29 protein-coding genes are annotated in these 25,518 nt (G+C 60.9%); 15 read left to right on the plus strand and 14 right to left on the minus strand.

Annotation, left to right across the window (positions count from 1 at the left end; genetic code table 11):
* Positions 1–27 precede the first annotated feature (27 nt).
* Both ACR0DA_RS01310 and ACR0DA_RS01315 read left to right on the plus strand, forming a co-directional pair.
* A complete protein-coding gene (locus tag ACR0DA_RS01310; protein ID WP_170340560.1) occupies positions 28–801 on the plus strand; it encodes an alpha/beta fold hydrolase in 774 nt (257 codons plus the stop codon).
* Positions 798–1,958, plus strand: a complete 1,161-nt coding sequence (locus tag ACR0DA_RS01315) for an alpha-D-ribose 1-methylphosphonate 5-triphosphate diphosphatase (RefSeq protein WP_480752698.1) — start codon at positions 798–800, stop codon at positions 1,956–1,958. The genes ACR0DA_RS01310 and ACR0DA_RS01315 overlap by 4 nt, the downstream gene beginning before the upstream one ends.
* Here the strand turns inward: ACR0DA_RS01315 and ACR0DA_RS01320 are convergent.
* From ACR0DA_RS01320 to ACR0DA_RS01330, 3 genes are all read right to left on the minus strand, one after another.
* Positions 1,955–3,022: a 5-(carboxyamino)imidazole ribonucleotide synthase gene (locus ACR0DA_RS01320; protein ID WP_480752699.1), complete on the minus strand. Its 1,068-nt coding sequence runs from the start codon at positions 3,020–3,022 to the stop codon at positions 1,955–1,957. The genes ACR0DA_RS01315 and ACR0DA_RS01320 overlap by 4 nt on opposite strands.
* Positions 3,015–3,503, minus strand: coding sequence for a 5-(carboxyamino)imidazole ribonucleotide mutase (gene purE / locus ACR0DA_RS01325; RefSeq protein ID WP_170460327.1), 489 nt, complete (start codon positions 3,501–3,503; stop codon positions 3,015–3,017). Before purE ends, ACR0DA_RS01320 begins: the two co-directional genes overlap by 8 nt.
* A gap of 81 nt (positions 3,504–3,584) precedes the next feature.
* Positions 3,585–3,809: a YdcH family protein gene (locus ACR0DA_RS01330; protein WP_005981552.1), complete on the minus strand. Its 225-nt coding sequence runs from the start codon at positions 3,807–3,809 to the stop codon at positions 3,585–3,587.
* A gap of 165 nt (positions 3,810–3,974) precedes the next feature.
* Between ACR0DA_RS01330 and ACR0DA_RS01335 the strand changes: the two genes are divergently transcribed.
* The 4 genes from ACR0DA_RS01335 (at position 3,975) to ACR0DA_RS01350 (ending at position 6,477) form a co-directional block, all read left to right on the plus strand.
* Complete coding sequence (locus ACR0DA_RS01335; protein WP_093964658.1) at positions 3,975–4,388, plus strand: Hsp20 family protein; 414 nt, start codon at positions 3,975–3,977, stop codon at positions 4,386–4,388.
* 3 nt (positions 4,389–4,391) lie between these two features.
* The gene (locus tag ACR0DA_RS01340; protein ID WP_093964659.1) at positions 4,392–4,616 is read left to right on the plus strand and encodes a DUF1150 family protein; all 225 of its coding nucleotides are present in this window, start codon (positions 4,392–4,394) and stop codon (positions 4,614–4,616) included.
* A gap of 107 nt (positions 4,617–4,723) precedes the next feature.
* Positions 4,724–5,611: a PhzF family phenazine biosynthesis protein gene (locus ACR0DA_RS01345; protein WP_170598765.1), complete on the plus strand. Its 888-nt coding sequence runs from the start codon at positions 4,724–4,726 to the stop codon at positions 5,609–5,611.
* The gene (locus tag ACR0DA_RS01350) at positions 5,608–6,477 is read left to right on the plus strand and encodes a glycosyltransferase family 10 fucosyltransferase (RefSeq protein WP_170585433.1); all 870 of its coding nucleotides are present in this window, start codon (positions 5,608–5,610) and stop codon (positions 6,475–6,477) included. The genes ACR0DA_RS01345 and ACR0DA_RS01350 overlap by 4 nt, the downstream gene beginning before the upstream one ends.
* Positions 6,478–6,514: 37 nt before the next feature.
* Here ACR0DA_RS01350 and ACR0DA_RS01355 read toward each other — a convergent pair whose 3' ends face one another.
* From ACR0DA_RS01355 to trxB, 4 genes are all read right to left on the minus strand, one after another.
* Positions 6,515–7,072: a hypothetical protein gene (locus ACR0DA_RS01355; RefSeq protein WP_480752701.1), complete on the minus strand. Its 558-nt coding sequence runs from the start codon at positions 7,070–7,072 to the stop codon at positions 6,515–6,517.
* 194 nt (positions 7,073–7,266) lie between these two features.
* A complete protein-coding gene (locus ACR0DA_RS01360) occupies positions 7,267–8,985 on the minus strand; it encodes a bifunctional sulfate adenylyltransferase/adenylylsulfate kinase (RefSeq protein WP_480752702.1) in 1,719 nt (572 codons plus the stop codon).
* A gap of 195 nt (positions 8,986–9,180) precedes the next feature.
* Complete coding sequence (locus ACR0DA_RS01365; RefSeq protein ID WP_480752703.1) at positions 9,181–10,872, minus strand: adenylate/guanylate cyclase domain-containing protein; 1,692 nt, start codon at positions 10,870–10,872, stop codon at positions 9,181–9,183.
* 110 nt (positions 10,873–10,982) lie between these two features.
* Positions 10,983–11,924, minus strand: a complete 942-nt coding sequence (gene trxB / locus ACR0DA_RS01370; protein WP_480752704.1) for a thioredoxin-disulfide reductase — start codon at positions 11,922–11,924, stop codon at positions 10,983–10,985.
* 222 nt (positions 11,925–12,146) lie between these two features.
* Between trxB and ACR0DA_RS01375 the strand changes: the two genes are divergently transcribed.
* Complete coding sequence (locus tag ACR0DA_RS01375; RefSeq protein WP_093964666.1) at positions 12,147–12,647, plus strand: Lrp/AsnC family transcriptional regulator; 501 nt, start codon at positions 12,147–12,149, stop codon at positions 12,645–12,647.
* 122 nt (positions 12,648–12,769) lie between these two features.
* Here ACR0DA_RS01375 and ACR0DA_RS01380 read toward each other — a convergent pair whose 3' ends face one another.
* The 4 genes from ACR0DA_RS01380 to lgt all read right to left on the minus strand — a co-directional run bounded on the left by ACR0DA_RS01380 (position 12,770) and on the right by lgt (position 16,990).
* Positions 12,770–13,552: a Hint domain-containing protein gene (locus ACR0DA_RS01380; protein WP_170369643.1), complete on the minus strand. Its 783-nt coding sequence runs from the start codon at positions 13,550–13,552 to the stop codon at positions 12,770–12,772.
* Positions 13,553–14,283: 731 nt separating this feature from the next.
* Positions 14,284–15,042: a peptidoglycan editing factor PgeF gene (gene pgeF, locus ACR0DA_RS01385; protein WP_480752705.1), complete on the minus strand. Its 759-nt coding sequence runs from the start codon at positions 15,040–15,042 to the stop codon at positions 14,284–14,286.
* Complete coding sequence (locus ACR0DA_RS01390) at positions 15,039–16,106, minus strand: class I SAM-dependent methyltransferase (protein WP_480752706.1); 1,068 nt, start codon at positions 16,104–16,106, stop codon at positions 15,039–15,041. Before ACR0DA_RS01390 ends, pgeF begins: the two co-directional genes overlap by 4 nt.
* Complete coding sequence (lgt, locus tag ACR0DA_RS01395; protein WP_480752708.1) at positions 16,103–16,990, minus strand: prolipoprotein diacylglyceryl transferase; 888 nt, start codon at positions 16,988–16,990, stop codon at positions 16,103–16,105. The genes ACR0DA_RS01390 and lgt overlap by 4 nt, the downstream gene beginning before the upstream one ends.
* Positions 16,991–17,087: 97 nt before the next feature.
* Between lgt and ACR0DA_RS01400 the strand changes: the two genes are divergently transcribed.
* From ACR0DA_RS01400 to ACR0DA_RS01420, 5 genes are all read left to right on the plus strand, one after another.
* The gene (locus ACR0DA_RS01400) at positions 17,088–17,336 is read left to right on the plus strand and encodes an accessory factor UbiK family protein (RefSeq protein ID WP_093964673.1); all 249 of its coding nucleotides are present in this window, start codon (positions 17,088–17,090) and stop codon (positions 17,334–17,336) included.
* A 322-nt stretch (positions 17,337–17,658) separates the two neighbouring features.
* The gene (locus tag ACR0DA_RS01405; protein ID WP_093964674.1) at positions 17,659–18,159 is read left to right on the plus strand and encodes a type III secretion system chaperone family protein; all 501 of its coding nucleotides are present in this window, start codon (positions 17,659–17,661) and stop codon (positions 18,157–18,159) included.
* Between the two features lie 39 nt (positions 18,160–18,198).
* Entirely contained in the window at positions 18,199–19,014 is an 816-nt protein-coding gene (gene proC, locus ACR0DA_RS01410) for a pyrroline-5-carboxylate reductase (RefSeq protein WP_480752709.1), read from the plus strand.
* The gene (locus ACR0DA_RS01415) at positions 19,007–19,345 is read left to right on the plus strand and encodes a tRNA-binding protein (RefSeq protein ID WP_170434437.1); all 339 of its coding nucleotides are present in this window, start codon (positions 19,007–19,009) and stop codon (positions 19,343–19,345) included. The genes proC and ACR0DA_RS01415 overlap by 8 nt, the downstream gene beginning before the upstream one ends.
* A complete protein-coding gene (locus ACR0DA_RS01420; protein ID WP_480752710.1) occupies positions 19,345–20,295 on the plus strand; it encodes a 2-hydroxyacid dehydrogenase in 951 nt (316 codons plus the stop codon). The genes ACR0DA_RS01415 and ACR0DA_RS01420 overlap by 1 nt, the downstream gene beginning before the upstream one ends.
* On the opposite strand, the gene ACR0DA_RS01425 is transcribed toward ACR0DA_RS01420, so the two are convergent.
* On the minus strand, positions 20,292–20,870 hold the full coding sequence (locus ACR0DA_RS01425; RefSeq protein WP_480695676.1) for a thymidine kinase: 579 nt from the start codon (positions 20,868–20,870) through the stop codon (positions 20,292–20,294). The genes ACR0DA_RS01420 and ACR0DA_RS01425 overlap by 4 nt on opposite strands.
* Positions 20,871–21,226: 356 nt before the next feature.
* Here ACR0DA_RS01425 and ACR0DA_RS01430 point away from each other — a divergent pair, with 356 nt between their 5' ends.
* A complete protein-coding gene (locus ACR0DA_RS01430) occupies positions 21,227–21,688 on the plus strand; it encodes a hypothetical protein (RefSeq protein ID WP_093965032.1) in 462 nt (153 codons plus the stop codon).
* A 92-nt stretch (positions 21,689–21,780) separates the two neighbouring features.
* On the opposite strand, the gene ACR0DA_RS01435 is transcribed toward ACR0DA_RS01430, so the two are convergent.
* Together ACR0DA_RS01435 and ACR0DA_RS01440 are read right to left on the minus strand one after the other, a co-directional pair.
* Positions 21,781–22,530, minus strand: a complete 750-nt coding sequence (locus ACR0DA_RS01435) for a hypothetical protein (protein ID WP_480752712.1) — start codon at positions 22,528–22,530, stop codon at positions 21,781–21,783.
* 192 nt (positions 22,531–22,722) lie between these two features.
* Positions 22,723–23,847 carry a beta-ketoacyl-ACP synthase III gene (locus ACR0DA_RS01440; protein ID WP_480752713.1) on the minus strand — a complete coding sequence of 375 codons (1,125 nt, stop codon included), beginning with the start codon at positions 23,845–23,847 and terminating at the stop codon, positions 22,723–22,725.
* 166 nt (positions 23,848–24,013) lie between these two features.
* Here ACR0DA_RS01440 and ACR0DA_RS01445 point away from each other — a divergent pair, with 166 nt between their 5' ends.
* Together ACR0DA_RS01445 and ACR0DA_RS01450 are read left to right on the plus strand one after the other, a co-directional pair.
* Positions 24,014–24,481, plus strand: a complete 468-nt coding sequence (locus tag ACR0DA_RS01445; protein ID WP_093964681.1) for a MarR family winged helix-turn-helix transcriptional regulator — start codon at positions 24,014–24,016, stop codon at positions 24,479–24,481.
* The gene (locus ACR0DA_RS01450; protein ID WP_170357154.1) at positions 24,478–25,515 is read left to right on the plus strand and encodes an efflux RND transporter periplasmic adaptor subunit; all 1,038 of its coding nucleotides are present in this window, start codon (positions 24,478–24,480) and stop codon (positions 25,513–25,515) included. The genes ACR0DA_RS01445 and ACR0DA_RS01450 overlap by 4 nt, the downstream gene beginning before the upstream one ends.
* Positions 25,516–25,518 lie beyond the last annotated feature (3 nt).

Here is a 25,518-nt window from a genome sequence, read left to right on the forward strand (position 1 = left end):
CTGAAGAATAGCGATTATCTGGCAGCCATGCGGATCCTGTTTTTCATATTGCTTTTCCTGATGCCGATCGCCGCGCAGGCAAAATGCGTTGTCCTGCTGCATGGGCTTGCCCGGACCGAAGCATCGTTTTCGGTCATGGAGCAGTTGTTCAAGGTGCACGGGTACACCGTTGTGCGGCCGGGTTATCGCTCGACGGATCTTCCGATTCCGGAACTGGCCGACCGGACCATACCCGAGGCGTTTGCGGCGTGCGGAGATGACACCGTCAACGTTGTCGCGCATTCGATGGGGGGTATCCTGTTGCGCTACTGGCTGCAGGATCACCATCCGCAGAATCTGGGCCGCGTCGTCATGCTTGGCCCGCCCAACCAAGGCAGCCAATTGGTCGATGAACTGGGCGATTGGGAAGTGTTCGGTCTGTTGAACGGCCCCGCCGGCCTGCAGCTGGGTACGGGTCCCGAAGGTATTCCGCGTCGCCTGCCACCGGTCGACTTCGAGCTGGGGGTGATTGCAGGCGAGAACTCCTTGAATCCGGTCTTTTCGTCGCTGGTTGATGGACCGGATGACGGCAAGGTCGCTGTCGAAGAAACCAAAGTCCAGGGCATGACCGACCACATCGTGCTGCCGGTGACGCATACGTTCATGATGAACAACCCGCAGGTCATGGCGCAGGCTTTGCACTTCATCGAGTTCGGTGAGTTCGATCCCAACATAACCTGGCTGGACGGTGTGATGGACATCATTGATGAGATCTGCATCGGAGAGGACTGCGCCGAACCCGCCTCGGAACCCACGCGATGACCGCATTGGAGCTGACCTTTTCCGGGGCGCAGGTTCTGCACCCTGATCGCGGACTTGTCGGTAACGATCTCTCAATCGCGGACGGCTTGATCCAGGAGGGCAGCGGTGCGCCGGTCGTTGATCTGAGCGGCTATCTGATCCTGCCGGGCATCATCGACCTGCACGGGGACGGGTTCGAGCGTCACATCGCCCCGCGCCGGGGGGCCATGAAGCAGATGGACGAGGGCATCCGCGCCGCCGAGGCCGAACTGGCAGCCAATGGCATCACCACCGCCGTGCTGGCGCAGTTCTACAGCTGGGAGGGCGGCGTACGCGGCCCAGAGTTCGCCGCCGACGTGTTCCGCGCGATCGCGGCGGTGAAGGGCAGCGTGGTCACCGACCTGATCCCGCAGTTGCGGTTCGAAACCCACCTGCTGGATGACTATGCCGACCTGCCGGGGCGCATCGCCGACTGGCAGGTGCCCTATGTCGTGTTCAATGATCACCTGCCCCATGACCGTCTGGCACAGGGGCGCACCCCGCCGCGTTTGACCGGGCAGGCGCTCAAGGCCGGTCGCAGCCCCGAGGCGCATCTGAAGATGCTGCAGGACATGCACGCCCGCACCTCCGAGGTGCCCGTTGCGCTTGATGTGCTGTGCGCGGCGCTTACCCGGCAAGGCGTGCGTCTGGGCAGCCATGACGACGCGACGGCAGAGGCCCGTTCCCAATGGCGCAAACGCGGCGTGCATATCGCCGAATTTCCCGAAACGCTCGAGTCGGCCGAGGCAGCCAAGGCTGCGGGCGATCACGTCATTCTGGGCTCGCCCAACGTGGTGCGGGGCGGATCGCACAAGGGCAATGTCAGTGCGCTGGATCTGATCGCCATGGGGCTGTGCGATGCGCTGGCGTCGGATTACCACTATCCCAGCCCGCGCAGGGCGGCTCTGATGTTGATGAAATCGGGGCTGATGGATCTGGCGGGCGCATGGGCGCTGGTGTCGTCGGGTCCCGCGCGGGTGCTTGGCCTTGAGGACCGGGGGTCGCTGCACCCCGGCAAACGCGCCGATCTGGTCATTCTGGACGCTGAAACGCAGCGCGTGGCGGCCACCATCGCCGGCGGCCGGGTCAGTTTCCTGTCGGGGGATGTCGCCGGGCGGTTCGTCGCCGCGGCACGCTAGCGTTTGATCCGGTTGAAATGGCCCATCTTGCGGCCCGGCTTGACCTCGGCCTTGCCGTACAGGTGCAGGGCCACGTCGCGCTGTTGCGCAAGCTCGGGCACGCGGTCCATGTCGTCGCCGATCAGGTTTTCCATCACCACATCCGCGTGACGCTGCCCGTCGCCCAGAGGCCAGCCGGCCACGGCGCGGATATGCTGCTCGAACTGATCGACCGCACAGCCGTTCTGAGTCCAGTGACCCGAGTTGTGAACGCGCGGCGCGATCTCGTTCACGATCAGGCCCTGCGGCGTCACGAACAGCTCGACCCCCATGACGCCGACATAGTCCAGCGCGTTCAGGATATTCGCGGCCAGCAGCACCGCGTCGGTCCGCAGGGCAGGGGACAGGCGCGCGGGCACCGTGGTCGTGTGCAGGATGCCGTCGCGATGCACGTTCTCGCCAGGGTCGAAGCAGGCCACCTGGCCGTCCAGCCCGCGGGCGGCGATGATGGACACCTCGTGGCTGAAATTGACGAAGCCTTCCAAGATGGCGGGTGCACCCCGCATGTCGGCCAGCGCGGCCTGTGCGTCCTCGGGCGACTTCAGTCGCGCCTGCCCTTTGCCGTCATAGCCGAAGCGGCGGGTCTTGAGGATGGCCGGCGTGCCGATAAGTTCGATGGCGGCCTGCAGGCTGTCCATGTCGGTTACATCGGCAAAGGGTGCGGTGTTCAGGCCCAGGCCTTGCAGGAATGTCTTTTCGGTCAGCCGGTCCTGACTGACCCGCAGCGCCTCGCGACCGGGGCGGATGGGGCGGTGCGATTCCAGAACGTCCAGCGCCTCGGTCGGGATGTTTTCGAACTCGTAGGTGATGACATCGACGGATTGCGCAAAAGCGGCCAGCGCCTCGGCATCCTCATAAGGTGCGGTGGTCACGCGATGCGCCACCTGGCCCGCCGGCGGGTTGGCGCCCGGCTCGAAGATATGGGTCACGAAGCCCAGCCGCGCCGCAGCCATCGACAGCATCCGCCCCAGCTGGCCGCCGCCCAGAATTCCGATCACCGCGCCGGGCTGCAAGGGGTTACTCATCGCGCGGCTCCTCGGGGATCGAGTCCGACAGCGCGGCGCGCCAGGCGTCCAGCCGACCGGCCAGGTCTGCGTCCTGCAGGGCCAGAATACCGGCAGCCATCAGGCCGGCATTGGCGCCGCCGGCCGAACCGATGGCCATGGTCGCAACCGGGAAACCCTTGGGCATCTGCACGATGGAATAGAGCGAGTCGACACCGGACAGCGCCCGCGTCTGCACCGGTACACCGATCACCGGTACCCGCGTCTTGGACGCCATCATCCCCGGCAGATGTGCGGCCCCGCCGGCGCCGGCGATGATCACCTGTAGCCCGCGCTGCACGGCGGTCTTGCCGTACTCCCACAGACGGTCCGGCGTGCGGTGGGCCGAGACGATCTTGGTCTCGTAGGCCACGCCCAGTTCGTCCAGTATCTCTGCAGCGCCCTTCATGGTGGGCCAGTCCGACTGGCTGCCCATGATGATTCCGACCTTGATATCGCTCATCCGCCCTGTTCCCCGCCTGCTTTAGGAAGCGCGCACTATAGTGAAATCCGCTTGCGTGGCAATGCGGTTGACCGCTCCGGATCAGGCGATGATGTCAGGGGTCAGGCGATCCTCGATCAGCCGGATGATATCCTTCAGGCGCAGCTTCTGTTTCTTCAGCCGCTTCACCGTCAGCTGATCGGCGGTGCCGGTCGCCTCGAGCGCCTTGATCGCCTCGTCCAGGTCGCGGTGTTGTTGGCGGAACACCTCCAGTTCGACGCGCAGAACCTCGTCGGTTTTCATCGAAATGTCGGTGGGCGCGTTCATGGGCGACTCATGTGTGGCTGGTGGTGCGTGTTACACAAGATAGTGCGTTCAAGTGAATCCGCCTAGACCTTGTGGAGACACACGTTTCATCCCATATTGTCTTTTGTGCAGCTGCCGTTACGGGGCCGCGCATCACGTCGCTTTGACAAAGAAGGACGAGAAAACGTGTCAAAACTTACTCTTGGCTCATACCCGCATCTTCTGGGGTTCGAGCAGCTGGAACGCCTTCTGGAACGGTCTGCAAAGGCCGGAAACGAGGGGTATCCGCCCTACAACATCGAACAGACGTCGGATCATTCCTACCGCATTACCTTGGCCGTAGCCGGGTTTGCCGAGGATGACCTGTCGATCACCATCGAAGATCGGCAACTGGTGATCCGGGGCCGTCAGCGCGACGACAGCGAGGGGCGCGTGTTCCTGCACCGCGGCATCGCGGCCCGTCAGTTCCAGCGCATGTTCGTGCTGGCCGACGGTGTCGAGGTCGGCGAGGCCATAATGGAAAATGGCCTTCTGCATATCGACCTGACCCGCGCCGTGCCCGAAACCGTTGTGCAGACGATCAACATAAGGAAGGGGTAAGCCATGAATACACCGTATGAAATCAACACCGAAGGCAATCGGATCGTCTATGTGAAGGCCGTGAACGTGGCCAACCTGCCGCACGAGGTGCGCACGCAGGTGGGTGATCTGGATCATCTTTATGCCGTTCACGATTCAGACGGGCAGCAACTGGCGCTTGTCGCCGATCGAAAGCTGGCCTTCGTACTGGCGCGGCAGCATGACCTGTCTCCGGTGGCTGTGCACTGACACGGCCACAGACCGATTCAGCGTGACAAGCGGCGCGTGAGGCGTCAAACATGCCACCCGCGGGTTTGCATTCCCGGCACTTTCTGACTGCAGGCACGAGAGGGCGCATGAGCTGGTTCGATTTCGATTGGGTGGATGCCTTCAGCGACACGGCATTCGGCGGAAATGGCTGTGCAGTCGTGCATGGTGGCGCGCATTTGCCGGAAACAGTCTGCACGGCGTTTGTCCGCGAGACGTCTTTGGTCGAATGCACGTTTACCGGCCCATCGGATGTGGCGGATATCCGAGTGCGGTATTTCCTGGCCAGCCGTGAAATTCCCTTTGCCGGACACCCGACCATTGCGACCGTGGCAGCCATGCGCTCCCGGGGAATGATATCTGGTGACGCACTGACACTGGAAACCGGAGCAGGGATCGTGTCGATCCAGCTGCAAGGCGACCAGATTGAGATGACCCAGATCGCGCCCGAATTTGGCACGCGGGTGCCAGAAGACCTTGTTGCCGCTGCGATCGGCCTACCTGCAAGTGCGATCATTTCGCCGCCGCAGATGGTTTCGACCGGGCTGCCGTTCTGCATTACAGTTCTGCGGGATCACGCAGCCTTGCGCGCGGCACAACTGAATGTGGATGCGCTGCAACGGGTGGCGGAAACTGCCGGATATGCCGGGTCCGACATGGCCGAACCCTTTCTGGTGACCCTGCAGGGGGCCACGGCTCAAGGGGATACGTTCTCGCGTCTGTTGCTGGCGCCGCCCAGCCCGCCCGAAGATCCGTTCACCGGCTCCGCCACCGGCGCAATGGCGGCTTACCTGTGGAAATACGGGCTGATGCCAAAAGACAGCTTTATCGCCGAACAGGGCCACGACATGGGCCGTCCCGGCCAGGCGACCGTAACGCGGGTCGGGCCAACGGATGCGATGACGGGCATCAAGGTTGCCGGGCGCGGGTTCGTCCTGATGCGCGGACAGACCGACCTGCCGGACAGCCTGCAATGACCGAACCTGCGATCGCGATTCTGCCCTATGGCCACCGTCTGGGGCCGAAACTGGCCTCGGTTCCGCTGGCAGATCTGAATTGGCCGCTGGGCTGCCCCGAGCGCCTGTCAGGAAAGACCGTTGGTGACCTCGCGCCCTCCGACCACCTGATCATGTATCCCAATTCCACTGTACACCTGCGCCTGCGACGCGGCACGCGGGCTCGGATATCGCTGATGATGGGCGAGCCATCGGCCATACATGGCAAGCACGATCGGATGCTGCGCTGGACCTGGCGGCGTTTTTTCCGGGTGTTCACCTTTCACGACGTATTGCTGAACAGCCTGCCCAACGCGGTTTTCCTGCCCTACGGCGTGACCCAAGTTCCCGAGTGGCAGGATCTGAGCGTCGTCAAGACGCGGTCATGTTCGCTGATCGCGTCGGCAAAGCGCGATCTGGAGGGGCACCAGCTGAGGCACAGGCTGATCGATTGGGCCCGCGACACAGGCGCTGACATCGACATCATGGGCCGCGGCTATCAGCCGTTCGAGAACAAGTCAGACGGGTTGGCACCTTATCGTTATTCGGTCGTCATCGAAAACGTGCGCGAGAGGAACTACTTCTCGGAGAAGCTGATCGACGCCGTTCTGTGTTCGACGGTCCCGATCTATTGGGGGTGCCCCAATATCGGCGACTTCCTCGATACCAAGGGAATGATCCTGTGCGAAACCGAGGCGGACATCCAGCAGGCCGTGCAAATGCTGTCGGGGGAAGACTATGAAAAACGCCTGCCGTTTCTGCGGGCGATACAACCGCAGGCCGCCATCTATGGAGAGTTCGAACTGAGGGCTGCCGAGGCCCTGCGGGATCAGCTTTCAGCAGGCTGACTGTGCCGCCCGCGCGCTTTGGCTGTGCCGGCGTGGGTCAGTGCCGCGAGACACGTTCCAGGTAATCGATCGCGTCCTGCAATTCCTCAAGAATGTCGTACCAGCCATCCACGTCATTCAGCCGGCGGAACTCGGCTTTGACCGAGTCGTGGTGCATCATGTCCTTGGCCTCTTTGAGGCTGTCGCGCGCCGAGTCTGGCTCCATGTTGCCGGCAGCGGTCTTGGCCGCATCGATGACCTCAAGGATCTGACGAAGACGGGTCGTGCCGGGCGTCGGCGGAACCGGTGGCACGACAAGCCCCAAAGGGTGATCCTGGGGCGGCGGCTGCAGTGTATCCAGCGCCTTTTGAATCTTGGCTTTGATCTTGTCGCATTCCTTCACCCAATCCGCGTAGGTGCAGATCGATTTCAGAAGGTCCAGCAGCCAGTCTATGGGGATAAATGGTGTCAGGCCCCCTGCCATAGCCGGTGCAGCCATCAACGCCGGAAGTTGCAACCGGGAAAACTGGGCGATCTTGTAGTCGGCAATTACCGCTGCGCGGTTGTCTCCCGCAAACATGGCTCCGCCGTCGTCGGTATTTTTCTGAGTTGCCATATGTTCACCCTCCCAAAGGATGCAGACAAATTATGTCTGCGCAAAATATGCGAAATAGTAGCATTTTTTGGATGAAACGTCGAACGACCGCCAATCTGCGCGGATGGAAGGGGGGTGTTCAAAACAGTGTTCCGGAAATGAAAGACCCCCGGAGATGTCTCCGGGGGTCAGTGTTGACAGCAACTGGCTGTGGTTCAGGATCCGGCAATCAATCCCATGCTTTCCAGCTTCAGCAGAACCTGGTGGGCGCAGTTGTCCACGTCCACATTCTCGGTCTCGACGCGCAGTTCCGGGTTTTCCGGCACATCGTAAGGGTCCGAAATACCAGTGAACTCTTTGATCTTGCCTTCACGCGCCAGCTTGTACAGGCCCTTGCGGTCGCGGCGCTCGCATTCCTCGATGCTGGTGGCCACGTGAACTTCGCAGAACGCGCCGAACTGCTCGATCTCCTCGCGCACGGCGCGGCGGGTGGTGGCGTAGGGCGCGATCGGGGCACAGATGGCGATGCCGCCGTTCTTGGTGATCTCGGAGGCCACATATCCGATGCGGCGGATGTTCAGGTCCCTGTGTTCCTTCGAGAAGCCCAGTTCCGAGCTGAGGTTCTTGCGGACAATGTCACCGTCCAGCAACGTGACGGGACGGCCGCCCATCTCCATCAGCTTGACCATCAGAGCGTTGGCGATGGTCGATTTGCCCGAGCCCGAGAATCCGGTGAAGAAGACGGTAAAGCCCTGCTGGCTGCGCGGCGGATAGCGGCGGCGCAGCTGCTCGACCACCTCGGGGAACGAGAACCACTCGGGGATCTCAAGCCCCTCGCGCAGACGGCGGCGCAGTTCGGTGCCCGAGATGTTCAGGATCGTGACGTTGTCGCGGTCCTCGATCTCGTCCGCGGGTTCGTACTGGGCGCGTTCCTGCACATAGACCATGTGTTTGAAATCGACCATCTCGATGCCGATCTCGTCCTGGAATTTGCGGAACAGGTCCTGGGCGTCATAGGGGCCGTAGAAATCCTCACCCTGGCTGTTCTTGCCGGGGCCGGCATGGTCGCGGCCGACGATGAAGTGGGTGCAGCCGTGGTTTTTGCGGATTAGGCCGTGCCAGACCGCTTCGCGCGGCCCAGCCATGCGCATCGCCAGGTTCAGCAGGCTCATCGTGGTGGTCGAAGCCGGGTACTTGTCCAGCACCGCCTCATAGCAGCGAACGCGGGTGAAGTGATCGACATCACCGGGCTTGGTCATGCCCACAACCGGGTGGATCAGCAGGTTGGCCTGCGCCTCGCGCGCGGCACGGAAGGTCAGTTCCTGGTGTGCGCGGTGCAGCGGGTTGCGGGTCTGGAAAGCCACGATGCGGCGCCAACCCACCTTGCGGAAATAAGCGCGCAACTCGTTCGGGGTGTCGCGGCGCGCCTTGAAATCATAATGCACCGGCGGCTGGATGCCGGTCACGGGGCCGCCCAGATAAACCTTGCCTGCCACGTTGTGCAGATAGTTCACGGCCGGGTGCGCATCATCATCGGCACTGAACACCTTCTCGGCCTCACGCGATTTGTCCGGGGTCCAGCGGTCGGTAACGGTCATGGTCGCCAGGATCACGCCTTCCTGGTCGCGCAGCGCAATGTCCTGACCCAGTTCGATCTGATCGGCGAAATCTTCGTTCACATCCAGTGTGATCGGCATCGGCCAAAGGCTTCCGTCGGCCAGGCGCATGTTTTCGACGACGCTGTCATAGTCTTCCTGACCCAGAAAGCCCTTGAGCGGGTTGAACCCGCCATTCATCAGCAATTCCAGATCACAGATCTGGCGCGGGGTCAGATCCCAGCTGGTCAGGTCGGCGGCTTCGACTTTCAGCTTTTGGGCGGATTCATAGGAAACATACAGTTCTGGGATCGGAGCCAGGTTACTCAACATCGTCATCGCAATACTCTTGAGGCAGTGTGGTCAATCAGTGATTCAGGTGTATTTCCGGGCCATGTGCCCCGGTCGTCAGTCGAAGTCCATATACATTCATGAAACAAAGGAGGATATGCGCGGTTTTTCCCCGGAATGGAAGGTTTTTCCGGGCCGGAACCGAAAAAGCGACGAAAATCCCACCGGATGGGGACAATATCGTCAACCGGCGGCGATCTGTTCTGGTGAGGTCAGAAGTTGGTCCAGATCCAGAGCGCGCTCGACCGGCAGGGCAGGGACGGGCTCGGTTACGCCCCGCAGCTGGAACAGACGCAGGTCAAGGCCATCGGTCTCAAACCCGGCCGCGCGCAGCACGGCTTCCGAGACCAACAGCTCGGCCCCGAGCGCCTTGGTTTCTCCTTCCAGCCGACTGGCGACGTTCACGGCGTCACCGATGATGGTCCGCGCGGCGTGGCCGGCAGCGCCGATTTCTCCCAACACAAGGTCGCCCAGGTGCAGGCCCATGCCGATGCGAATCTCGGGGCTGTTTTCCTGGGACAGCTGCTGGTTGAACTGCGCAAGCGCATGACTGATGTCGATCGCAGCTTTCAGGGCAGAACGGGCCGAGCTGGACGTGTCGGGTGTTTCGAACACGGCCAAAAGGCCATCGCCCATGTATTTGTCGACGACCCCGCCGTCTGCGGTAATGGCTGGAACAATGGCGTCAAAGAACCGGTTCAGCAGGAACACGATGTCATAGGGCAGTTGCCCCGTTGTGCGCGCGGTAAACCCGCGCATGTCCAGAAAAAGCACGGCCAGTTTTCGCTCTTGCCCCTGGCTGGCATGCGCCCGCTGGCGTCCACCATCCGGCCGGAAAACACGGAAAACCGTCAAGGGGCTAGAGGGGCGGACCTGGCAGGCAAGGCGCGTGCGCTGTGTGGCCCCCACGGCTTTCAGGCTGCGGGCTTCGACCTCGGTGGGCGGTGGCAGTGACTCGGCGCCATCCTCGACGATGACACGGCAGGTGGTGCAGCGCCCCCGGCCGCCGCACAGTGCAGTATGCGGAATACCGTTGGCTTGTGACATCTCAAGCAGCGTCATGCCTTTCTCTGAGGTCACTTCTGGCCCATCGACATATCTGACGCGCACCGAGTGTCGTCTGCGCCAAAGCTTGCCTCCGAAATGGAACGCAAGAGCTGCAGCAAGCGCGATCCAGAAGGCCATCAAGGCGTTGTCCTTGACGCTGAACAAAACCTGGAACTCTTCGGGGCCGGGCCAGTTGTAATGCTCGATATACTGTTCGCGTAGATCCGGATCCGCAAAATCCATCCAGATGCGCCGCCCTTCGGTCAGCAAACCGGCCAGGGCAAAGCTTGGGATGAAGACGGCAACTCCGATCAGATAGGGTACGGTTTGGCGCCACCACGAAGTCAGTCGCAGCCAGATATGCAGTCCGATGCACCCGTGTATCCAGACGATCAGCATCAGCAGACTTTGCATCCAGATGGCCGAATTTGGCCACATCAGAATGATGATGTAGCCCATCTCGTCATTCACATCGAAAACCTGATGCGCATAGCGTGTCTGGACGATGTGCGAGATCAGTTGCAGCGGAATGAGAAGGCCAAGAACGATCTGCAGGGCCGTATGAAAAGGCATTCGCAGGGTTCGGCGCTGGGCGATCGACACCAATGCCAGACCTGCATGTACGATCAGGGCAAGATACAGGACAGCGCTGCCAATCGAATGGCGCGTGACCGTTTTCCGAGAGTCCTGCATGTCATGCAGGTAGTCGGTGTGAAACAGCCCCAGCCCGATATTGATGAAGTGGAAGAAAGCAAAGGCAAACAGCACAAGACCACTGATGATCCTGAGACGGGTCGCCCAACTGCCCTGCCAAAGGGGGGTGTTCAAAAGATCACCTGAAATCTGCCGCGCTCGGGGCAAGTCTGCGTTGCCGCGCAGTGCGGGTCAAGGTGCCAGAGGAGGGCGGTACGCAGCGCCGAAGGCGCTGCGCGTCGCGGTCATTCCTGTTCGGCAAGGAACCGTTCGGCATCCAGCGCCGCCATGCAGCCCATTCCGGCCGAGGTCACCGCCTGCCGGTACACATGGTCGGTCAGGTCACCGGCCGCGAACACGCCGGGGATCGAGGTCTGCGTGGTGCCGGGTTTGGTTTTGACATAGCCGCCCATGTGGGTTTCCAGCACGTCCTTGACCAGTTCGTTGGCAGGTGCGTGGCCGATGGCGACGAACACGCCCTTGCAGGGGATCTCGGTGATTTCGCCCGTCTTGACGTTCTTCACCCGCACGCCTTCGACGCCCAGCGGGTTATCGGCGCCAATCACTTCCTCCAGCTGGTGGAACCACAGCGGCTCGATCTTTTCGTTCTTGAACAGGCGGTCTTGCAGTATCTTTTCGGCGCGCAGCTCGTCCCGGCGGTGGATCAGCGTGACCTTGCTGGCGAAATTGGTCAGGAACAGCGCTTCTTCCACGGCGGTGTTGCCGCCGCCGATCACCACGATCTCCTGCCCACGATAGAAGAAGCCGTCACAGGTGGCGCAGGCCGAAACACCGAAGCCCTTGAATTTCTCCTCCGACGGCAGCCCCAGCCATTTGGCGCGTGCGCCGGTCGCAAGGATCACCGCGTCGGCGGTATAAATCGTGCCGCTGTCGCCCTTGGCGGTGAAAGGACGTTTGGACAGGTCCAGGTCATTGATGATGTCACCGATCACCTCGCAGCCCATGGCCTTGGCGTGATCCTGCATGCGCACCATCAGGTCAGGGCCCTGAACCTCGGTGTCGCCGGGCCAGTTTTCGACCTCGGTGGTGGTGGTCAACTGGCCGCCCGGTTCGATGCCCTGCACCAGAATCGGGTTCAGCATCGCGCGGCTGGCATAGATGCCCGCGGTGTATCCGGCAGGCCCCGATCCGATGATAAGAACCTTTGTGTGTCGTGTCTCGGCCATGGAACCCCCACTCGATTATTGCCTGAGCGCCGTCGTGGGCGCCGGGCTTCGATATAGCGACAGCATCGATCGGCTTAAAGCCCCTTCGTCTCACGCGTCCGTCATGTGGTTCCAAGGTGCCGGCTTGCCTGATCGACAGACAAAGATTATTGCGCTGGTGCGAAAGAATATTGCGCATGGCACCTGCGCTGATATAAGAACCGAAAATTTCAGGAGCACCGCATGGTCACGACACGGCTGGACGAGATCGACCGAAAGATCCTTGCAGAACTGCAGGCAGACGGACGAATGACCAATGTCGAGCTCGCAAAACGTGTCGGAATCTCGGCCCCACCCTGCCTGCGGCGCGTGCGCACGTTGGAGGAGGCTGGTTTTATCCGAGGATACCACGCCGAGGTCAACGCCCGTGAACTGGGGTTCGAAGTTCAGGTCTTTGCGATGGTAGGCCTTGAAAGCCAGGCCGAGGCGGAGTTGCGGGCGTTCGAAGACCGCTGCCGAGACTGGCCGCTTGTCCGGGAATGCCACATGCTGAACGGCGAGGTCGACTTCATCCTGAAATGCGTCGCCCCCGACCTCAGCAGTTTTCAACAGTTCCTGACGGGTGAGTTGCTGACCACGCCGAACGTGGCCAGCGTCAAGACTTCGCTTGTCATCCGCGGTGCAAAAGACGAACCCGGCGTGCCGTTCGACGTATTGGAAGAACGGATGAACCGGACGGCGTAACGCCGGCGCGTCTGGTTTGCGATGCGCATGGCGGCAGCACCGCCACGATGGCCAGAGAAATGGCCCAACTCAATAAAATCTGCATGTTGCCCCCCAAAATGCAGTGGTGATGGTCAAAGCTGTCACGCCGTGATGGCGTCGATCTCGCCCTCCCCGGCGCGTGCCATTAGCAGCGGACCGAAATCGTGCAAGGAATGGATATGCGCGAACAGGTTCAGATAGATCGAGCGCAGCGAGTGGCTCATCATCCGGACCGCGTTCACGCCGGGATGATAGGTTTCGAACTGCAGCCCGTCGACATTGATGACCGCGTGGCGCTCCAGGCAGATATGGAACAGCTCGACCGGAGTGGGCGGCTGCGTTTCGATCACGGACATGCCGTCCTGAAATTCGGCAACGGGTGTCAACATCGGCTGGCCACCTCCGAGATGCCTTAGATGCGCCGGCGTCGCCAGCAAGCGGGCTGCGGGGCCGGCAATGACGCCGGACAATGGTTTTTGCATGCCGAACGTGTCTGCCATGATGCGGGTCAAAGGGCGTGTCCGCCCGCGCGAGTCTTCGCGGCCAGGTACCAAAGTGACCGAGCCTTTCCACAACACCTTTTCGGATGCGCCGGTCTGGGTCAGGACCGTGTCGCCCGGCATCAAGTCCTCGATGGCGACCGGGCCGTGTTCCGTCTCGACCAGAGACCCACGTGTAAAGGCGCAGAACGCGTCTTCGAAAACGGGCAGCGCCGGTGCGATGTGGCGTGTCTGCGAAACTTCCCCGTTTTTCAGCAGCGCACTCACCTCGTATCGACGCAGTTGCGCCTTCTGTTTGGTGCCTGGACGCGGTGCTTCGCGCAACAATGCCGAAGTGTCGACGGCATTCTGCGCGGCACGTGCCAGTGAATTTGGAATAGTCATATTATTCCGTTCCTTCCAATACGCCGAACAGGCGGGAAACATCCCCGTGGAGGCCCGCCTGACAGCTTGATTCTTTGTCTTGAAAAAAGTGCGCCACCTCCATGCGGGTACCGACATGGCCGCGCATGGCGAATGGATTTCGCATTCGTTTGGTCAACACAATGACCCCCCAGACAAACTCGTACACTGCGAACGTAATTGTCCGCACACAAACGCCCTGAAAAACGTCGGCTGCGAATACCAGCCTCGGTTCACGCACCGGCCCAGAGCAGCTTCCGGTGCGCGTCTTGCCCTGTTGAGGCCGGCAGCTGGCCCCAGAGGGATTTCGTATCAGCGTCGCGCGGCCAACCGGCGCACGACCCTTGCAGAGTGACTGGAAACCCGCTTCCAGGGCATTTCCGGTTGTTGGTCCCTGGTGGCCGCGACAACGGCGCGAAGAAAGCGAGATTTCAACTTCATATTCATGTCCTGCTCGAAGTTCGGGCCTAAGCCCTTTTCCCTTTGTAAAGCCAATGTGACGCGTCTTTGCGGCAGCGATGTGGCTGTTCCGGGATCAATTGAGGACAATGATGAAGTCTTGCGGCACCCCCTGAGTTCGGATGCCAGAAATCAGACGTTCGGAGAACGGATAACCATCTGAGCACTGGCAAAAATTAACAACGATTCTGATGACAGATAGACACAATAAATGTGGCGGAAAAGTGGCGCTTTCGCCTTAATTCGGTCGATCTTTACAATCGTATGGCGGAAATCAGGCGGCCGTAATCCGCCTCGCCGGCGTGGGTCGCGCGCCGGTAGGAATAGAACTTGTCGGGATCCGAATAGGTGCAATGCCGCGTCCATTCTGCCTGCCCGACGCCGGCCTGACGCAGCTTGTGAAGGCCAAAGGCCGGCAGGTCGAAATGCATCCGGTCGCCTTGCCCATTTGCAAAGAAACGCGCGTTGTCCTGGCTTTCCAAAAGGAAGTCTTCCAGAAACTCGGGGCCAACCTCGTATTCGCGCTGCGAGATCGTCGGGCCGATGACGGCGATGATGTTTTTGCGGTGCGCGCCCAGCGCCTCCATGGCGTCCAGCGTCGCCTCAAGGACGCCGTCCAGAGCACCGCGCCATCCCGCATGTGCCGCCCCGATCACTTTCGCTTGAGGATCCGCAAACAGCACCGGCTGGCAGTCGGCCGTCAGGATCGTCAGCGCGAGGCCCGGCGTTGCGGTAACGATTGCATCGGCCCTTGGCTTCTCGCCTGCAATCGGCTTGTCGACGGTGATCACGTGTGGGGAATGTACCTGATGCACGCCGACCAATGCATCCAGTTTGACGCCCATGGCCTCGGCCACTCTGCTTCGGTTCAGCGCGACCGCCTCGCTCAGGTCGGACGAGCCCGTGCCACAATTCAGCCCGCTGAAGATACCGGACGAGGCGCCGCCCTTGCGACTGAAGAACCCGTGTCGAATCGGTGACAGCAAATCCGAGGTCAGAATTTCCAGAGTCATGTCCCAAGTCCCGATGGTGGCATCGCAGTTTTCGGGTAGAGGCCCAGCACCTTGAACAGGTTTCCCATTTCCTCTGGGTGCGTCAACCGCCGATGTGCACGAACCAGCGTTGCCAGTTTTGATCCGGTCAACTCGCTGGCCAGAGACTGTGCGCGTTGGGTGATGCCCAGACGCTCAAGAAACACACCCTGAGGCGTCAGCCGCGTATGGGCGCAGCCCGTCGCGCCCGCCGCCGATGCCAGCGTTTCGAAATCCACATGTGCAGTCAGGTCGGCCTGACCCGGTGTGGCGAGCGGATCGACGTATTCGTGCCCCTTGACGGCCTGCAACGTGTCGCCCAGCGAACGCCAATCGCCATAGTCGATCACGAGAGCCATACCGCCATGGCTGCGGATGATGCGGGCCGTTTCGGTCACGATGGGAACGGCCGCCGCGCAAAGCTCGACCAGATCACCGTCCCGTGTATCCTCGAGGCGCGTCGCCAAAGCCGCTTGCGTCGCCCTCGGGCCAAGGCCGAATGCCAGCTGATCGCCCTGCAGACCCACAAGACGTTCGCACCAGCCGTCGCCGTCGCGCAGAAACTGGCGGATGGGCAAAGCGTCGAAAAATTCATTGGCCACAAGAAATAGCGGAAGCTCTGGAAGATCGCCCACCGTAACGATCCAGCTCGGTGCATGCGCATCCAGAACCTCGGCCTGAAGTCTGCGCAGAACGGGCGAGGCTTCGAGCAATACCACCTGCGCGGCGTCGTGAAACCCGGGCACGCCCCGGGTGGCCCGCAGAATATCGGCCATGAGTGTTCCGCGCCCCGGGCCCAGCTCGGCCAGCGCAAACCGGTCGGGTCTGCCTTGATCAATCCAGCCCTGCGCGAGACAAAGACCAATCACTTCGCCGAACATCTGGCTGATTTCCGGAGCGGTGACAAAGTCTCCATGCGCGCCCAACGGGTCGCGGGTGGTGTAGTAGCCGTGCGTTGGATGCAGAAGGCATTCGGCCATGTAGTCCGCCACGCTCATCGGCCCGTCTTGCCGGATGCGGTCGGTCAGATGGCCAAGCAGGCTCATGCCACCCGCCGTGCCCGTAGGGCGAACCACAAGCCGACGGCGATCATCGGTACAGATAGGATCTGGCCCATCGTCAGGCCGTAGCCGCCCACATGCCACGCAAGTCCCAGCGGGTTTCCGACCGAGACGAATTGCGCATCGGGTTGACGAAAGAACTCGACGATAAATCGAGAGGCGCCATAGCCCGCCAGAAATACGCCCATGATGCGGCCGGGCCAATGAAATGCGCCGCGCCAATACACCATCCACAACAAAAGCAGGCCCAACAGCACGCCCTCCAGTGCAGCCTCGTACAACTGCGACGGGTGGCGGGCGCAAAGTCCGGCAGCGACATTGGCGCAATCCTGAGCTGCCGCGCCGGGAAAGATCACCGCCCAGGGCAGTTCGCTGGGTCGGCCCCAAAGCTCGGCATTGACGAAATTGGCCAAACGACCAAGCAACAGGCCGGGGGGAACGGTGTGGGCGATCAAGTCGGCCAGCGAAAGCAAGGGCGCCGAATGGCGACGCGCGAAGACCAGCGATGCGATCACCACACCCAGAAGGCCGCCGTGAAAGGACATGCCACCCTGCCAGACCTTAAGGATCTCAAGCGGGTGGGACAGGTAGTATTCGGGCTGATAGAACAGAACAAAGCCCAATCGCCCGCCGATGATGACCCCAAGGATGATCCAGGTGATCAGGTCCTCCAACTGGTCCGGTTTCAGAGGAGGGGATTGATCCGGCCACAAAGCGGGACGGCGCACCGCCATCACCGCCATGCGCCACGCGATCAGGATGCCCGCGATATAGGCCAGCGCATACCACCGCAGCGCGAACTCGATTCCGAAGGCGGAAATCGAGAACAGCTCGGGCGACAGATCGGGGAAATTCAAAACAGCTTGCATGTGCGTCTCATTGCCCGGGGTTGGCTGACCAAGTCAACCTTGAGACTGGGCTCTCTATCCCCCATATAGAAGGCATTCGCGATTCCGGAGTAGACACATGCAAACCCGCAACAAGTTTCTGGACGATATGTCCCAGTTGATGACCAACGCAATGGGCGTGGCGCAGGGTGCGCGGGAAGAGGCTGAAACGGCGATGAAGTCCTTGGTCGACCGCTGGCTGGCGGATCGCGACTTTGTCACGCGTGAAGAGTTCGATGCCGTCCGCGCGATGGCCCAGAAAGCGCGCGAAGAAAACGCGGCGCTGGAAGCGCGGATCGCCGCGCTTGAAGCGAAGCTGGACAAATAAGCCCAGCCGCAGATCGGCATTTCAGAATTTTTGGCAAGACCTTACACCGCTCAACCCGCGCTGGGTTTCGCAGTGTGGGGAGTGTCGCCGCATTGCAAAAATAAATCAAGGCAAAGCTGCAGGGTGCGCCAATATTTTGGTGGCCGTTGCCATCTGTCCACAACTTATTGCTGTTATCCCCAAGAATGGGGGTTGCCAGAGTCCCAGCCACAGCGCACCATATTTAGTACAGGCCTATGGGGGAAGCCCGGCTTGTAGAGCAGGCAACTAGCGCTGGGGCGCTGCCAGCCCCGAAATGCTAGGTATTAAGTGAGGTGGCACCATGGCACTTTCCGAGCAGTATTTCGAAGAAGACATTCATCCGATTGATATTGTCGAACATCTGGCTGAACACCACGATTGGGATTTCGACCGGATCGGAGACGATCAGATCGCCATGGCGGTCGAAGGACAGTGGCGCACCTACTCGATCACGCTGGCCTGGTCCAACTATGACGAGACTCTGCGGATGGTCTGCTCGTTCGAGATGGAGCCGCCCGAGGACCGGGTTTCCGATCTCTATGAATTGCTCAACCGCATGAACGACCAATGCTGGGCCGGCGCCTTCACCTACTGGGGCAATCAGAAGCTGATGGTCTACCGCTACGGCCTGGTGCTCAGCGGCGGGCAATCGGCCAGCCCCGAACAGATCGACACGATGATCACCGCCGCGGTCCTGAGCGCCGAGCGTTACTATCCTGCGATCCAGTTGGTAACCTGGGGCAACCGTACGCCCGAGGATGCGATGCAAGTCGCCATTGCAGAGGCTTACGGCCGCGCGTAAAGCTTTGCCCCAAACCGTAAAGGCAGGGGAGGGGCTATCATGGACATGTCACGCGTCGCGGATCAGGGGCTGGTTCTTCTGGGATGCGGAAAGATGGGGTCGGCCATGTTGGCCGGCTGGCTGGAACATGGCCTGCCAGCCGCATCAGTATGGGTGATCGACCCCAACCCTTCCGACTGGCTCAGGGCGCAAGGGGTCAATATCAACACCCCACTTCCTGAAAGACCTGCCGTCGTGTTGGTTGCCGTCAAACCTCAGATGATGGGCGAGGCATTGCCGGCAATTCAGGCGTTGGGGGGCGGCGGAACCCTGTTCATCTCGGTCGCCGCCGGAACTTCCATCGCCACGTTCGAGCGCGTTCTGGGTGCTGGTACTCCGATCATTCGGGCCATGCCGAACACGCCTGCGGCGATCCGGCAGGGCATCACCGCGCTGATTGGAAATGCCAGCACGTCGGGCTCTGACATGACCCTGGCCGAAGATCTGCTTTCGGCCATCGGTGATACCGTGCGCCTGCAGGATGAGGCGCAGATGGACGCGGTCACCGGTCTCAGCGGCTCGGGCCCGGCCTATGTCTTTCATTTGATTGAGACGCTGGCCGCCGCCGGTGAGGCGCAAGGCCTTCCGCATGATCTGGCCATGCGCCTGGCCAAGGCGACGGTTGCCGGGGCAGGGGCTTTGGCGATAGCGTCCGAGGAAGATCCGTCGCAATTGCGCATCAATGTCACGTCACCCAACGGAACGACGCAGGCAGCGCTGGAAGTCCTGATGCATGAACAGGAAGGGTTTCCAAACCTGTTGCACCGAGCCGTAAAGGCGGCAACCGATCGATCCAAGGAGTTGTCCGGTGAGTGAAATATCCTTCGACGACTTCCTCAAAGTCGACATCCGCGTAGGTGAAGTCACCCGGGCCGAACCCTATCCCGAGGCGCGCAAGCCCGCGATCAAGATGTGGATCGACTTCGGCGACGAGATCGGCGAGCGCAAGACCTCGGCACAGGTTACCGCGCATTACACGCCCGAATCCCTTGTCGGCAAACAAGTGCTGGCCGTGGTCAATTTCCCGCCGCGTCAGATCGGGCGGTTCATGTCCGAGGTTCTTGTTCTGGGTCTGCCGGACGAATCGGGCGAGATTGTTTTGATCGGTCCTGATGGCAAAGTTCCCGTGGGCGGGCGGATGCACTGATGAAGCTGTTGATCACCCGACCGATGACTGCCGCCGTAACTGCACGCGCGCGGGATGAGTTTGACGTCGATATCCGAGATAGCAACGCACCGCTCAGCATTGATGAGATGGCGCGCGCATTGCGGGACTACGACGTGGTCGTTCCGACTTTGGGCGATGTCTTTTCGGCCAATGTCTTTGAAATGGTCACGGTTCCGCGGTGCAAATTGCTGGCCAATTTCGGGGTGGGTTTCAATCACATTGATGTGGCGGCAGCGCAGGCTGCTGGTGTTCGCGTCACCAACACACCGGGGGCGGTCACGGATGCAACGGCGGACATTGCCATGACTCTGCTGCTGGCAACGGCCCGCCGCGCGGGCGAGGGTGAACGGCTGGTCCGGTCCGGCAATTGGCAGGGCTGGCACCCGACCCAAATGCTGGGACAGCACGTCACCGGAAAACGGGTCGGAATCATCGGAATGGGACGGATCGGGCAAGCCATTGCCCGGCGCAGTCATTTCGGGTTCGGAATGCAGGTCAGCTATCAGTCCCGCACGCCCAAGGATCTGGATTTCCCTGCCGAGTTCGTTCCCGATTTGGCGGCCCTGGCTGCTGTGGTCGATTTTCTGGTCGTCGCCGTCCCCGGTGGTGTTGACACCTTCCACCTCATAGACGCTTTGGTTCTTTCGGCTATGCGGCCGTCGGCCATTCTGGTCAACATCGCTCGAGGAGAAGTCGTGGACGAAGCTGCACTGATCCATGCGCTGAAAAACGGCCAGATCGCCGGGGCCGGGCTGGATGTCTACGAGTTTGAACCCGCCGTGCCGCAGGCCCTGCGCGAGATGGAGAATGTCACCCTGCTGCCGCATCTGGGCACCGCGACCGAGGAAGTGCGCACGGATATGGGGCACATGGCATTGGACAATGTGGCGGCTTTTGTCGCCGGGCGACCGCTGCCAAATCTGGTCTAACTGCCCACGGCCTCGCGCCAGTGTTTCCGGCAGAGTGAAACATAGGTCTCGTTTCCGCCAATCTGCACCTGCGCACCCTGAGTGATGGTTTTGCCGTTTTCGTCCTGACGGATCACCATCGTGGCCTTTCGCCCGCATCTGCAGATGGTGCGGACCTCGCGCATTTCATCGGCCAGCGCCAGCAGAGCCGCTGATCCTGGAAACAGCTTGCCCTGAAAATCCACCCGCAACCCGTAGGCCAGAACCGGTACTTTCAGGTCATCCACCGCACGAGCCAATTGCCAGACCTGTTCTTCGGTCAGGAACTGCGCCTCGTCCACAAAAACACAGGCCACTTTCCCCTGATCAAGACGGTCTTGGATCATCGCGAACACATCGTCGTGGGGAGTGAACGTATCGGCCTGTTCCGAGATTCCGATCCGCGATGCGATGCGCCCCTGGCCCGCGCGCCCGTCAATGGCTGCGGTCATCAGATAGGTGTCCATGCCGCGCTCGCGATAGTTGTGCGACGCCTGAAGCAGCACCGTGGACTTGCCTGCGTTCATGGTTGAGTAGTTAAAGTACAGCTTGGCCATGGGCTGGGTCTAATCGGCTCACGCAGCGCGAGCAAGTCGTCAATGTCCTGAAACAAATCGACGCCGCCATTGCAGTCGCAGAGGCCGAGCAGATGCTCTTGGGGATGGATAACCCCGCTTCCGCAACAGCGACACCGCCGGCCACGAAATGGCCGAAACAGCGCAGGGCCTGAAATACTGCCCCACAAACACTCTTTACCGGCATTAACTGCCGCCACTCACTCACAAAACCCCCGCATATCTGAGGGATAGCCAACATATGACATTTCAATTATGACTCGAGTATGGGAAATTTCCCCTCCCTTTCCCCGGTGCGGACAGCCGGGCAAGAGGGCGCAGCGAACAAAGGTACAAAAATGGCAGATATCGGGGCCTATCTGAAAAAGCACACCGAAGCTTTGGTCAAGGACGTGGGGATCGAAGCAGCATGCGAGATCACAGGGAAATCCAAGGCCACATTAGGCCGGTATTACTCCGACAATCCCGAGCACAGTGACCGGTTCATGCCGGTGGATGCGGTTGCACGTCTGGAAAACGCGGCCAGCTACCCGCATGTGACCTCGGCCCTGGCGGACCTGAAGAACATCACCTTGTCCTATGATGAGCGTAATTCGACCGGTACGCGCACCGGGGGCGTCAATTCGGACGTGATCGCACTGAGCCAGCGGTTTGCGATGCTGATGACCGAATACCAGGCCGCAATCGAAGATGGCATCATTACCGTCAACGAAGCCAAGCGTCTGCTGAAAGAAACCTCGTTGCTGCAACAGGTTCTGATCGAGATGAAATTGCACCTCGAAGAGGAAAGCGTCAGCTGATTTAGTTTCCCGGCCAGCCGTCATGGGGCGGTGAAAAAGGCGATGTGCGCATCGCCTTCTTCAAGCTGAGCTGAAGTAGCTCTTAGCCTTAGTCAGTTTTCGTCGTCGTTGGCATTGTTCCCGCGTCCAGGGCTTGAGCCTTCGGACCCATTTCCGCCCCCGTTGTTGCCTTTGCCGCCGCCATTGTTGCCCTTGCCGCCGCCTTTCCCGTCACCGTTGTTGCCTTTACCGCCGCCGTGACCGCCACCCTTGCCGGGCTTGCCGTCACCATGGCCGGGCTTGCCGCCGCCCTTGCCGGGTTTGTCTCCACCCTTGCCGGGTTTGCCGCCGCCATCGCCAGGCTTGCCGCCGCCGTTGCCGGGATCATCATTCCCGCCGCCGTTGCCCGGATCGTCGGATCCGCCATCACCGGGGTCATCGTTCCCCCCGCCATTTCCGGGGCCGCTGTTTCCGCCGCCCGACCCGGATCCGCCGCCGGCGGATGGGCCGGTGCTCGATGCGGGTTGAAATCCGCTGGGGTCGTTTTCGCGGCCGTCAAAGCTGTTGGCGTTGGAAATCGATCCGGTCGGCAAATCGCTCAGCAGATTGGCCAGTCCCGGACATTGCTGCGAGGTATTGGCAAGAACCGACCCGAAATCTGCCCGTTGTTGCAGATGCGAGAGGAAACTGGGCGTAACCTGCGAACAGCCGCAAAGGGCCGCATAGTCACCATTGTTGGCTGCGATCCGTGCTGTGTTGGCGTTGCAAACCTGGGGCTCGGCCATGGCCGCGCTGGCTGCAGCAACCCCCAAAAACGGGGCGACAACCCAGGCCGCCATTCCTGACTTAGAACTCTTGAACATGGCGCACCTTTCTTAACCTAGCGTCACCTGACATGCGGAATTGCATGGCCTTCCAGATGGAGGCCGCGGGTTAAGTTGCGCTGTATCAATTCTGAAGAAGTTTTCAGGAATACAAAAACAGTCCGCCTGCGCGGGCGAAATATTCGAGGTTATCGCTTGTTGCGCCGGACGTGGACCGGCGGCGCCGGCGTGTCAGGCGTGGCGTTTGACGATGACGGACCCCACCGAATATCCTGCACCGAACGAGCAGATCAGGCCGACATCGCCATCCTGAAGATCGTCTGAATATTTGGAAAAGGCGATGATCGACCCGGCGGACGATGTATTGGCATAGTCCTGCAGGATGTTGGGCTGTTCGCCCGGCTCCGGCTCTCGGCCCAAGACCTTTTTGCCGATGAAATCATTCATCGTCTTGTTGGCCTGGTGCAGCCACAGCCGCTTGAGATCGCCGCTTTCGATCCCTTCGGAATCCATGTGGTCGCTGATGTGTTTGCTGACCATCGGCAGCACTTCCTTGAACACCTTGCGGCCGTTCTGCACGAACTGCATGTCGCGGCGGTCCTTCAATCCGTCGGGCCGGGTGCGCCGGAGAAAACCGTTGTTGTTGCGGATGTTGTTCGAAAACTCGGTTGCGCAGCGGGTCGACAGGATTTCGAAATGCGAGCCCTTTGCATCCTCGATCCGCTCGATCAGCGTGGCGGTGGCCACGTCACCGAAGATAAAGTGGCAATCCCGGTCGCGCCATTCCAGGTGTCCCGAGCAGATCTCGGGGTTGACCACCAGCGCCGCCCGTACGGACCCCGACCGGATCATGTCGGCCGCGGCCTGAATGCCGAACGTCGCCGAAGAACAGGCCACGTTCATATCGAACCCAAAACCAGCGATGCCCAACGCGTTCTGGATTTCGACCGCAATGGCGGGATAGGCGCGTTCATGGTTCGACGCGGCACAGATCACCAGATCGACATCCGCCGCCGTCCGACCTGCCTGAGCCAGCGCCTTTTTGCAGGCGTCCAGCGCCATCTCGGTCATAATGCCCGGCTCATCATCGCTGCGCTGGCGCAGCAGGGGATGCATCACGTCAGGGTCCAGCACGCCGGTCTTGTCCATGACGTAGCGGTTCTCGATTCCCGAGGCCTTGACGATGAACTCTTCCGAGGAATGCTGCATCGGCTCCATCTCGCCCGCGGCGATGGCATCGGCGTTGGCAGCATTCATCTTGTCGGCATAGGCGTTGAAGGCTTTGACCAGCTCGGCATTGGTGATGACGTTTTCGGGCGTGAAAACCCCGGTACCGGTGATTGCGGGCGTGTACATGTCGGGTCCTGAATGTTTCGGATTCGCCCAAAATGCAGTCACAGCGCCCCCAGATCAAGAGATGTTGACCCAAGGGAACGGCATAGGTTTGCGCAAATTCAACTTCACATCTTGAATAGTTCGGAATCCGAAGTATATCACCGCTCGACTCGTGCGGAGAGCATCCATGACCAAAGACATCAGTGAACGGCTGGCCCGACTGACCCCTGAGATCCAGGCGATGATGGGCGTCTATGCGCTGTACTGGAAACTGGAAGAGAGTTTCGGCTGCATCGATACCGATCTCAGCCATCAGGAATGCCATATGTTGATCAAGTTGGATCAGCCCAAGCGGATGGGAGTGTTGGCGGCCGACATGCTGACCGTGCCGTCGACCATTACGGCCACCGCCGATGCGCTTGAGGCGGCCGGTTATCTGACCCGTCAGCAGGATCCCGATGATCGCCGTGCGTGGTTGCTGGTGCTGACCGACAAAGGTGCCGAAGCCCGCAACATGCTGGTCACCACCGCCGGAGAGCTGTTTCACCGTGCCTCCGGGTTGGATGACGAGGAAACCGCTCAATTTGCCCGGCTTGCCCGCAAGATCCGGGACAACATTCTGAAAACGGGAATACCCGAGGGATTGACGAAATGAAGCTGCTGACTTCGCTGGGCCTCGCCCTTGCCGTACTGGCCGCACCGCTTGCGGCGCAAGACGACACCAAGCCTGTAAAACTTATGGTGGTGCATGAGACCGCTCCCGGATTTTCACGCCAGTTCTTCGGGCGCGTGGCCGCGCGGCAGACTGTCGATCTGGCGTTTCAGGTCGCCGGACAGATCGTGGAACTGCCCGTCAACGAAGGATTCCAGGTGCCCAAGGGCAGCCTGATTGCAAAGCTGGACCAAGAGCCGTTCGAACTGGCACTGGAACGTGCGCGTCTTCAGAAGGATCAGGCTGACCGCACCGTGGCCCGCCTGTCGCGCCTGCGGGGGACGACTGCAAGTCAGGTCGCTGTCGATGACGCTGAAACCGCCGCCCAACTGGCTGCAATCGCGGTGCGTGACGCCCAGTACAACCTCGAGCACACGACCCTGACCGCGCCGTTCGATGCGCTGGTATCGCGGCGTGAGGTCGAGAACTTCACGACCGTGGCCGCCGGAACGCCGATCGTCCGGATCCACGATCTGTCCGAATTGAGGATCGAGGTCGATGTGCCCGAAATCCTGTTTCAAAGGACCAGCCAGGAAGATGGCATTTCCATCACGGCGAAATTCCCCGCAAGTGACGAGGTCTTCCCGTTGGAAATCCGCGAATTCGACGCTGAAACTTCGAGCGTCGGCCAGACGTTCCGGATTCAGTTCGGCCTCACGCCGCCGGAAGACTTGCGGGTGCTGCCCGGCTCGTCGGTAACCGTCAATGTTCAGGTCGATGACAAACGCATTGGCATCATCGTTCCCCCGACCGCGATTGTCGCCGACGCCGAGGGCAATCTGGGCGTTATGGTCTTTTCGCCGGTCGGTGCAGATGTTGGCGCCGTGCGGCGTGTTCCCGTGACCATCGAACCTACCCAGACAGGTGACGTCCGGGTTCTGACCGGATTGTCGGACGGCGACGAAATCGTGGTGGCCGGCGGGTCCGTTCTGACCGATGGGCAGACCGTGCGCCGCTTTGCCGGCTTTGCGAACTGAAGG

Source organism: Ruegeria sp. CI8, from assembly GCF_056536865.1.

Coding starts and splice junctions, on each gene's coding strand:
- ACR0DA_RS01400 (WP_093964673.1), top strand. CDS start 17,088: ATGCAAACCCGCAACAAGTTTCTGGACGATATGTCCCAGTTGATGACC.
- ACR0DA_RS01360 (WP_480752702.1), bottom strand. CDS start 8,985: ATGACGATGTTGAGTAACCTGGCTCCGATCCCAGAACTGTATGTTTCC.
- ACR0DA_RS01340 (WP_093964659.1), top strand. CDS start 4,392: ATGAATACACCGTATGAAATCAACACCGAAGGCAATCGGATCGTCTAT.
- ACR0DA_RS01330 (WP_005981552.1), bottom strand. CDS start 3,809: ATGAACGCGCCCACCGACATTTCGATGAAAACCGACGAGGTTCTGCGC.
- ACR0DA_RS01390 (WP_480752706.1), bottom strand. CDS start 16,106: ATGAGCCTGCTTGGCCATCTGACCGACCGCATCCGGCAAGACGGGCCG.
- ACR0DA_RS01440 (WP_480752713.1), bottom strand. CDS start 23,847: ATGTACACGCCCGCAATCACCGGTACCGGGGTTTTCACGCCCGAAAAC.
- purE (WP_170460327.1), bottom strand. CDS start 3,503: ATGAGCGATATCAAGGTCGGAATCATCATGGGCAGCCAGTCGGACTGG.
- ACR0DA_RS01420 (WP_480752710.1), top strand. CDS start 19,345: ATGAAGCTGTTGATCACCCGACCGATGACTGCCGCCGTAACTGCACGC.
- ACR0DA_RS01350 (WP_170585433.1), top strand. CDS start 5,608: ATGACCGAACCTGCGATCGCGATTCTGCCCTATGGCCACCGTCTGGGG.
- ACR0DA_RS01355 (WP_480752701.1), bottom strand. CDS start 7,072: ATGGCAACTCAGAAAAATACCGACGACGGCGGAGCCATGTTTGCGGGA.
- ACR0DA_RS01375 (WP_093964666.1), top strand. CDS start 12,147: ATGGTCACGACACGGCTGGACGAGATCGACCGAAAGATCCTTGCAGAA.
- ACR0DA_RS01345 (WP_170598765.1), top strand. CDS start 4,724: ATGAGCTGGTTCGATTTCGATTGGGTGGATGCCTTCAGCGACACGGCA.
- ACR0DA_RS01405 (WP_093964674.1), top strand. CDS start 17,659: ATGGCACTTTCCGAGCAGTATTTCGAAGAAGACATTCATCCGATTGAT.
- lgt (WP_480752708.1), bottom strand. CDS start 16,990: ATGCAAGCTGTTTTGAATTTCCCCGATCTGTCGCCCGAGCTGTTCTCG.
- ACR0DA_RS01435 (WP_480752712.1), bottom strand. CDS start 22,530: ATGTTCAAGAGTTCTAAGTCAGGAATGGCGGCCTGGGTTGTCGCCCCG.
- ACR0DA_RS01430 (WP_093965032.1), top strand. CDS start 21,227: ATGGCAGATATCGGGGCCTATCTGAAAAAGCACACCGAAGCTTTGGTC.
- ACR0DA_RS01315 (WP_480752698.1), top strand. CDS start 798: ATGACCGCATTGGAGCTGACCTTTTCCGGGGCGCAGGTTCTGCACCCT.
- ACR0DA_RS01320 (WP_480752699.1), bottom strand. CDS start 3,022: ATGAGTAACCCCTTGCAGCCCGGCGCGGTGATCGGAATTCTGGGCGGC.
- pgeF (WP_480752705.1), bottom strand. CDS start 15,042: ATGACTCTGGAAATTCTGACCTCGGATTTGCTGTCACCGATTCGACAC.
- ACR0DA_RS01445 (WP_093964681.1), top strand. CDS start 24,014: ATGACCAAAGACATCAGTGAACGGCTGGCCCGACTGACCCCTGAGATC.
- ACR0DA_RS01310 (WP_170340560.1), top strand. CDS start 28: ATGCGGATCCTGTTTTTCATATTGCTTTTCCTGATGCCGATCGCCGCG.
- trxB (WP_480752704.1), bottom strand. CDS start 11,924: ATGGCCGAGACACGACACACAAAGGTTCTTATCATCGGATCGGGGCCT.
- ACR0DA_RS01450 (WP_170357154.1), top strand. CDS start 24,478: ATGAAGCTGCTGACTTCGCTGGGCCTCGCCCTTGCCGTACTGGCCGCA.
- ACR0DA_RS01425 (WP_480695676.1), bottom strand. CDS start 20,870: ATGGCCAAGCTGTACTTTAACTACTCAACCATGAACGCAGGCAAGTCC.
- proC (WP_480752709.1), top strand. CDS start 18,199: ATGGACATGTCACGCGTCGCGGATCAGGGGCTGGTTCTTCTGGGATGC.
- ACR0DA_RS01380 (WP_170369643.1), bottom strand. CDS start 13,552: ATGACTATTCCAAATTCACTGGCACGTGCCGCGCAGAATGCCGTCGAC.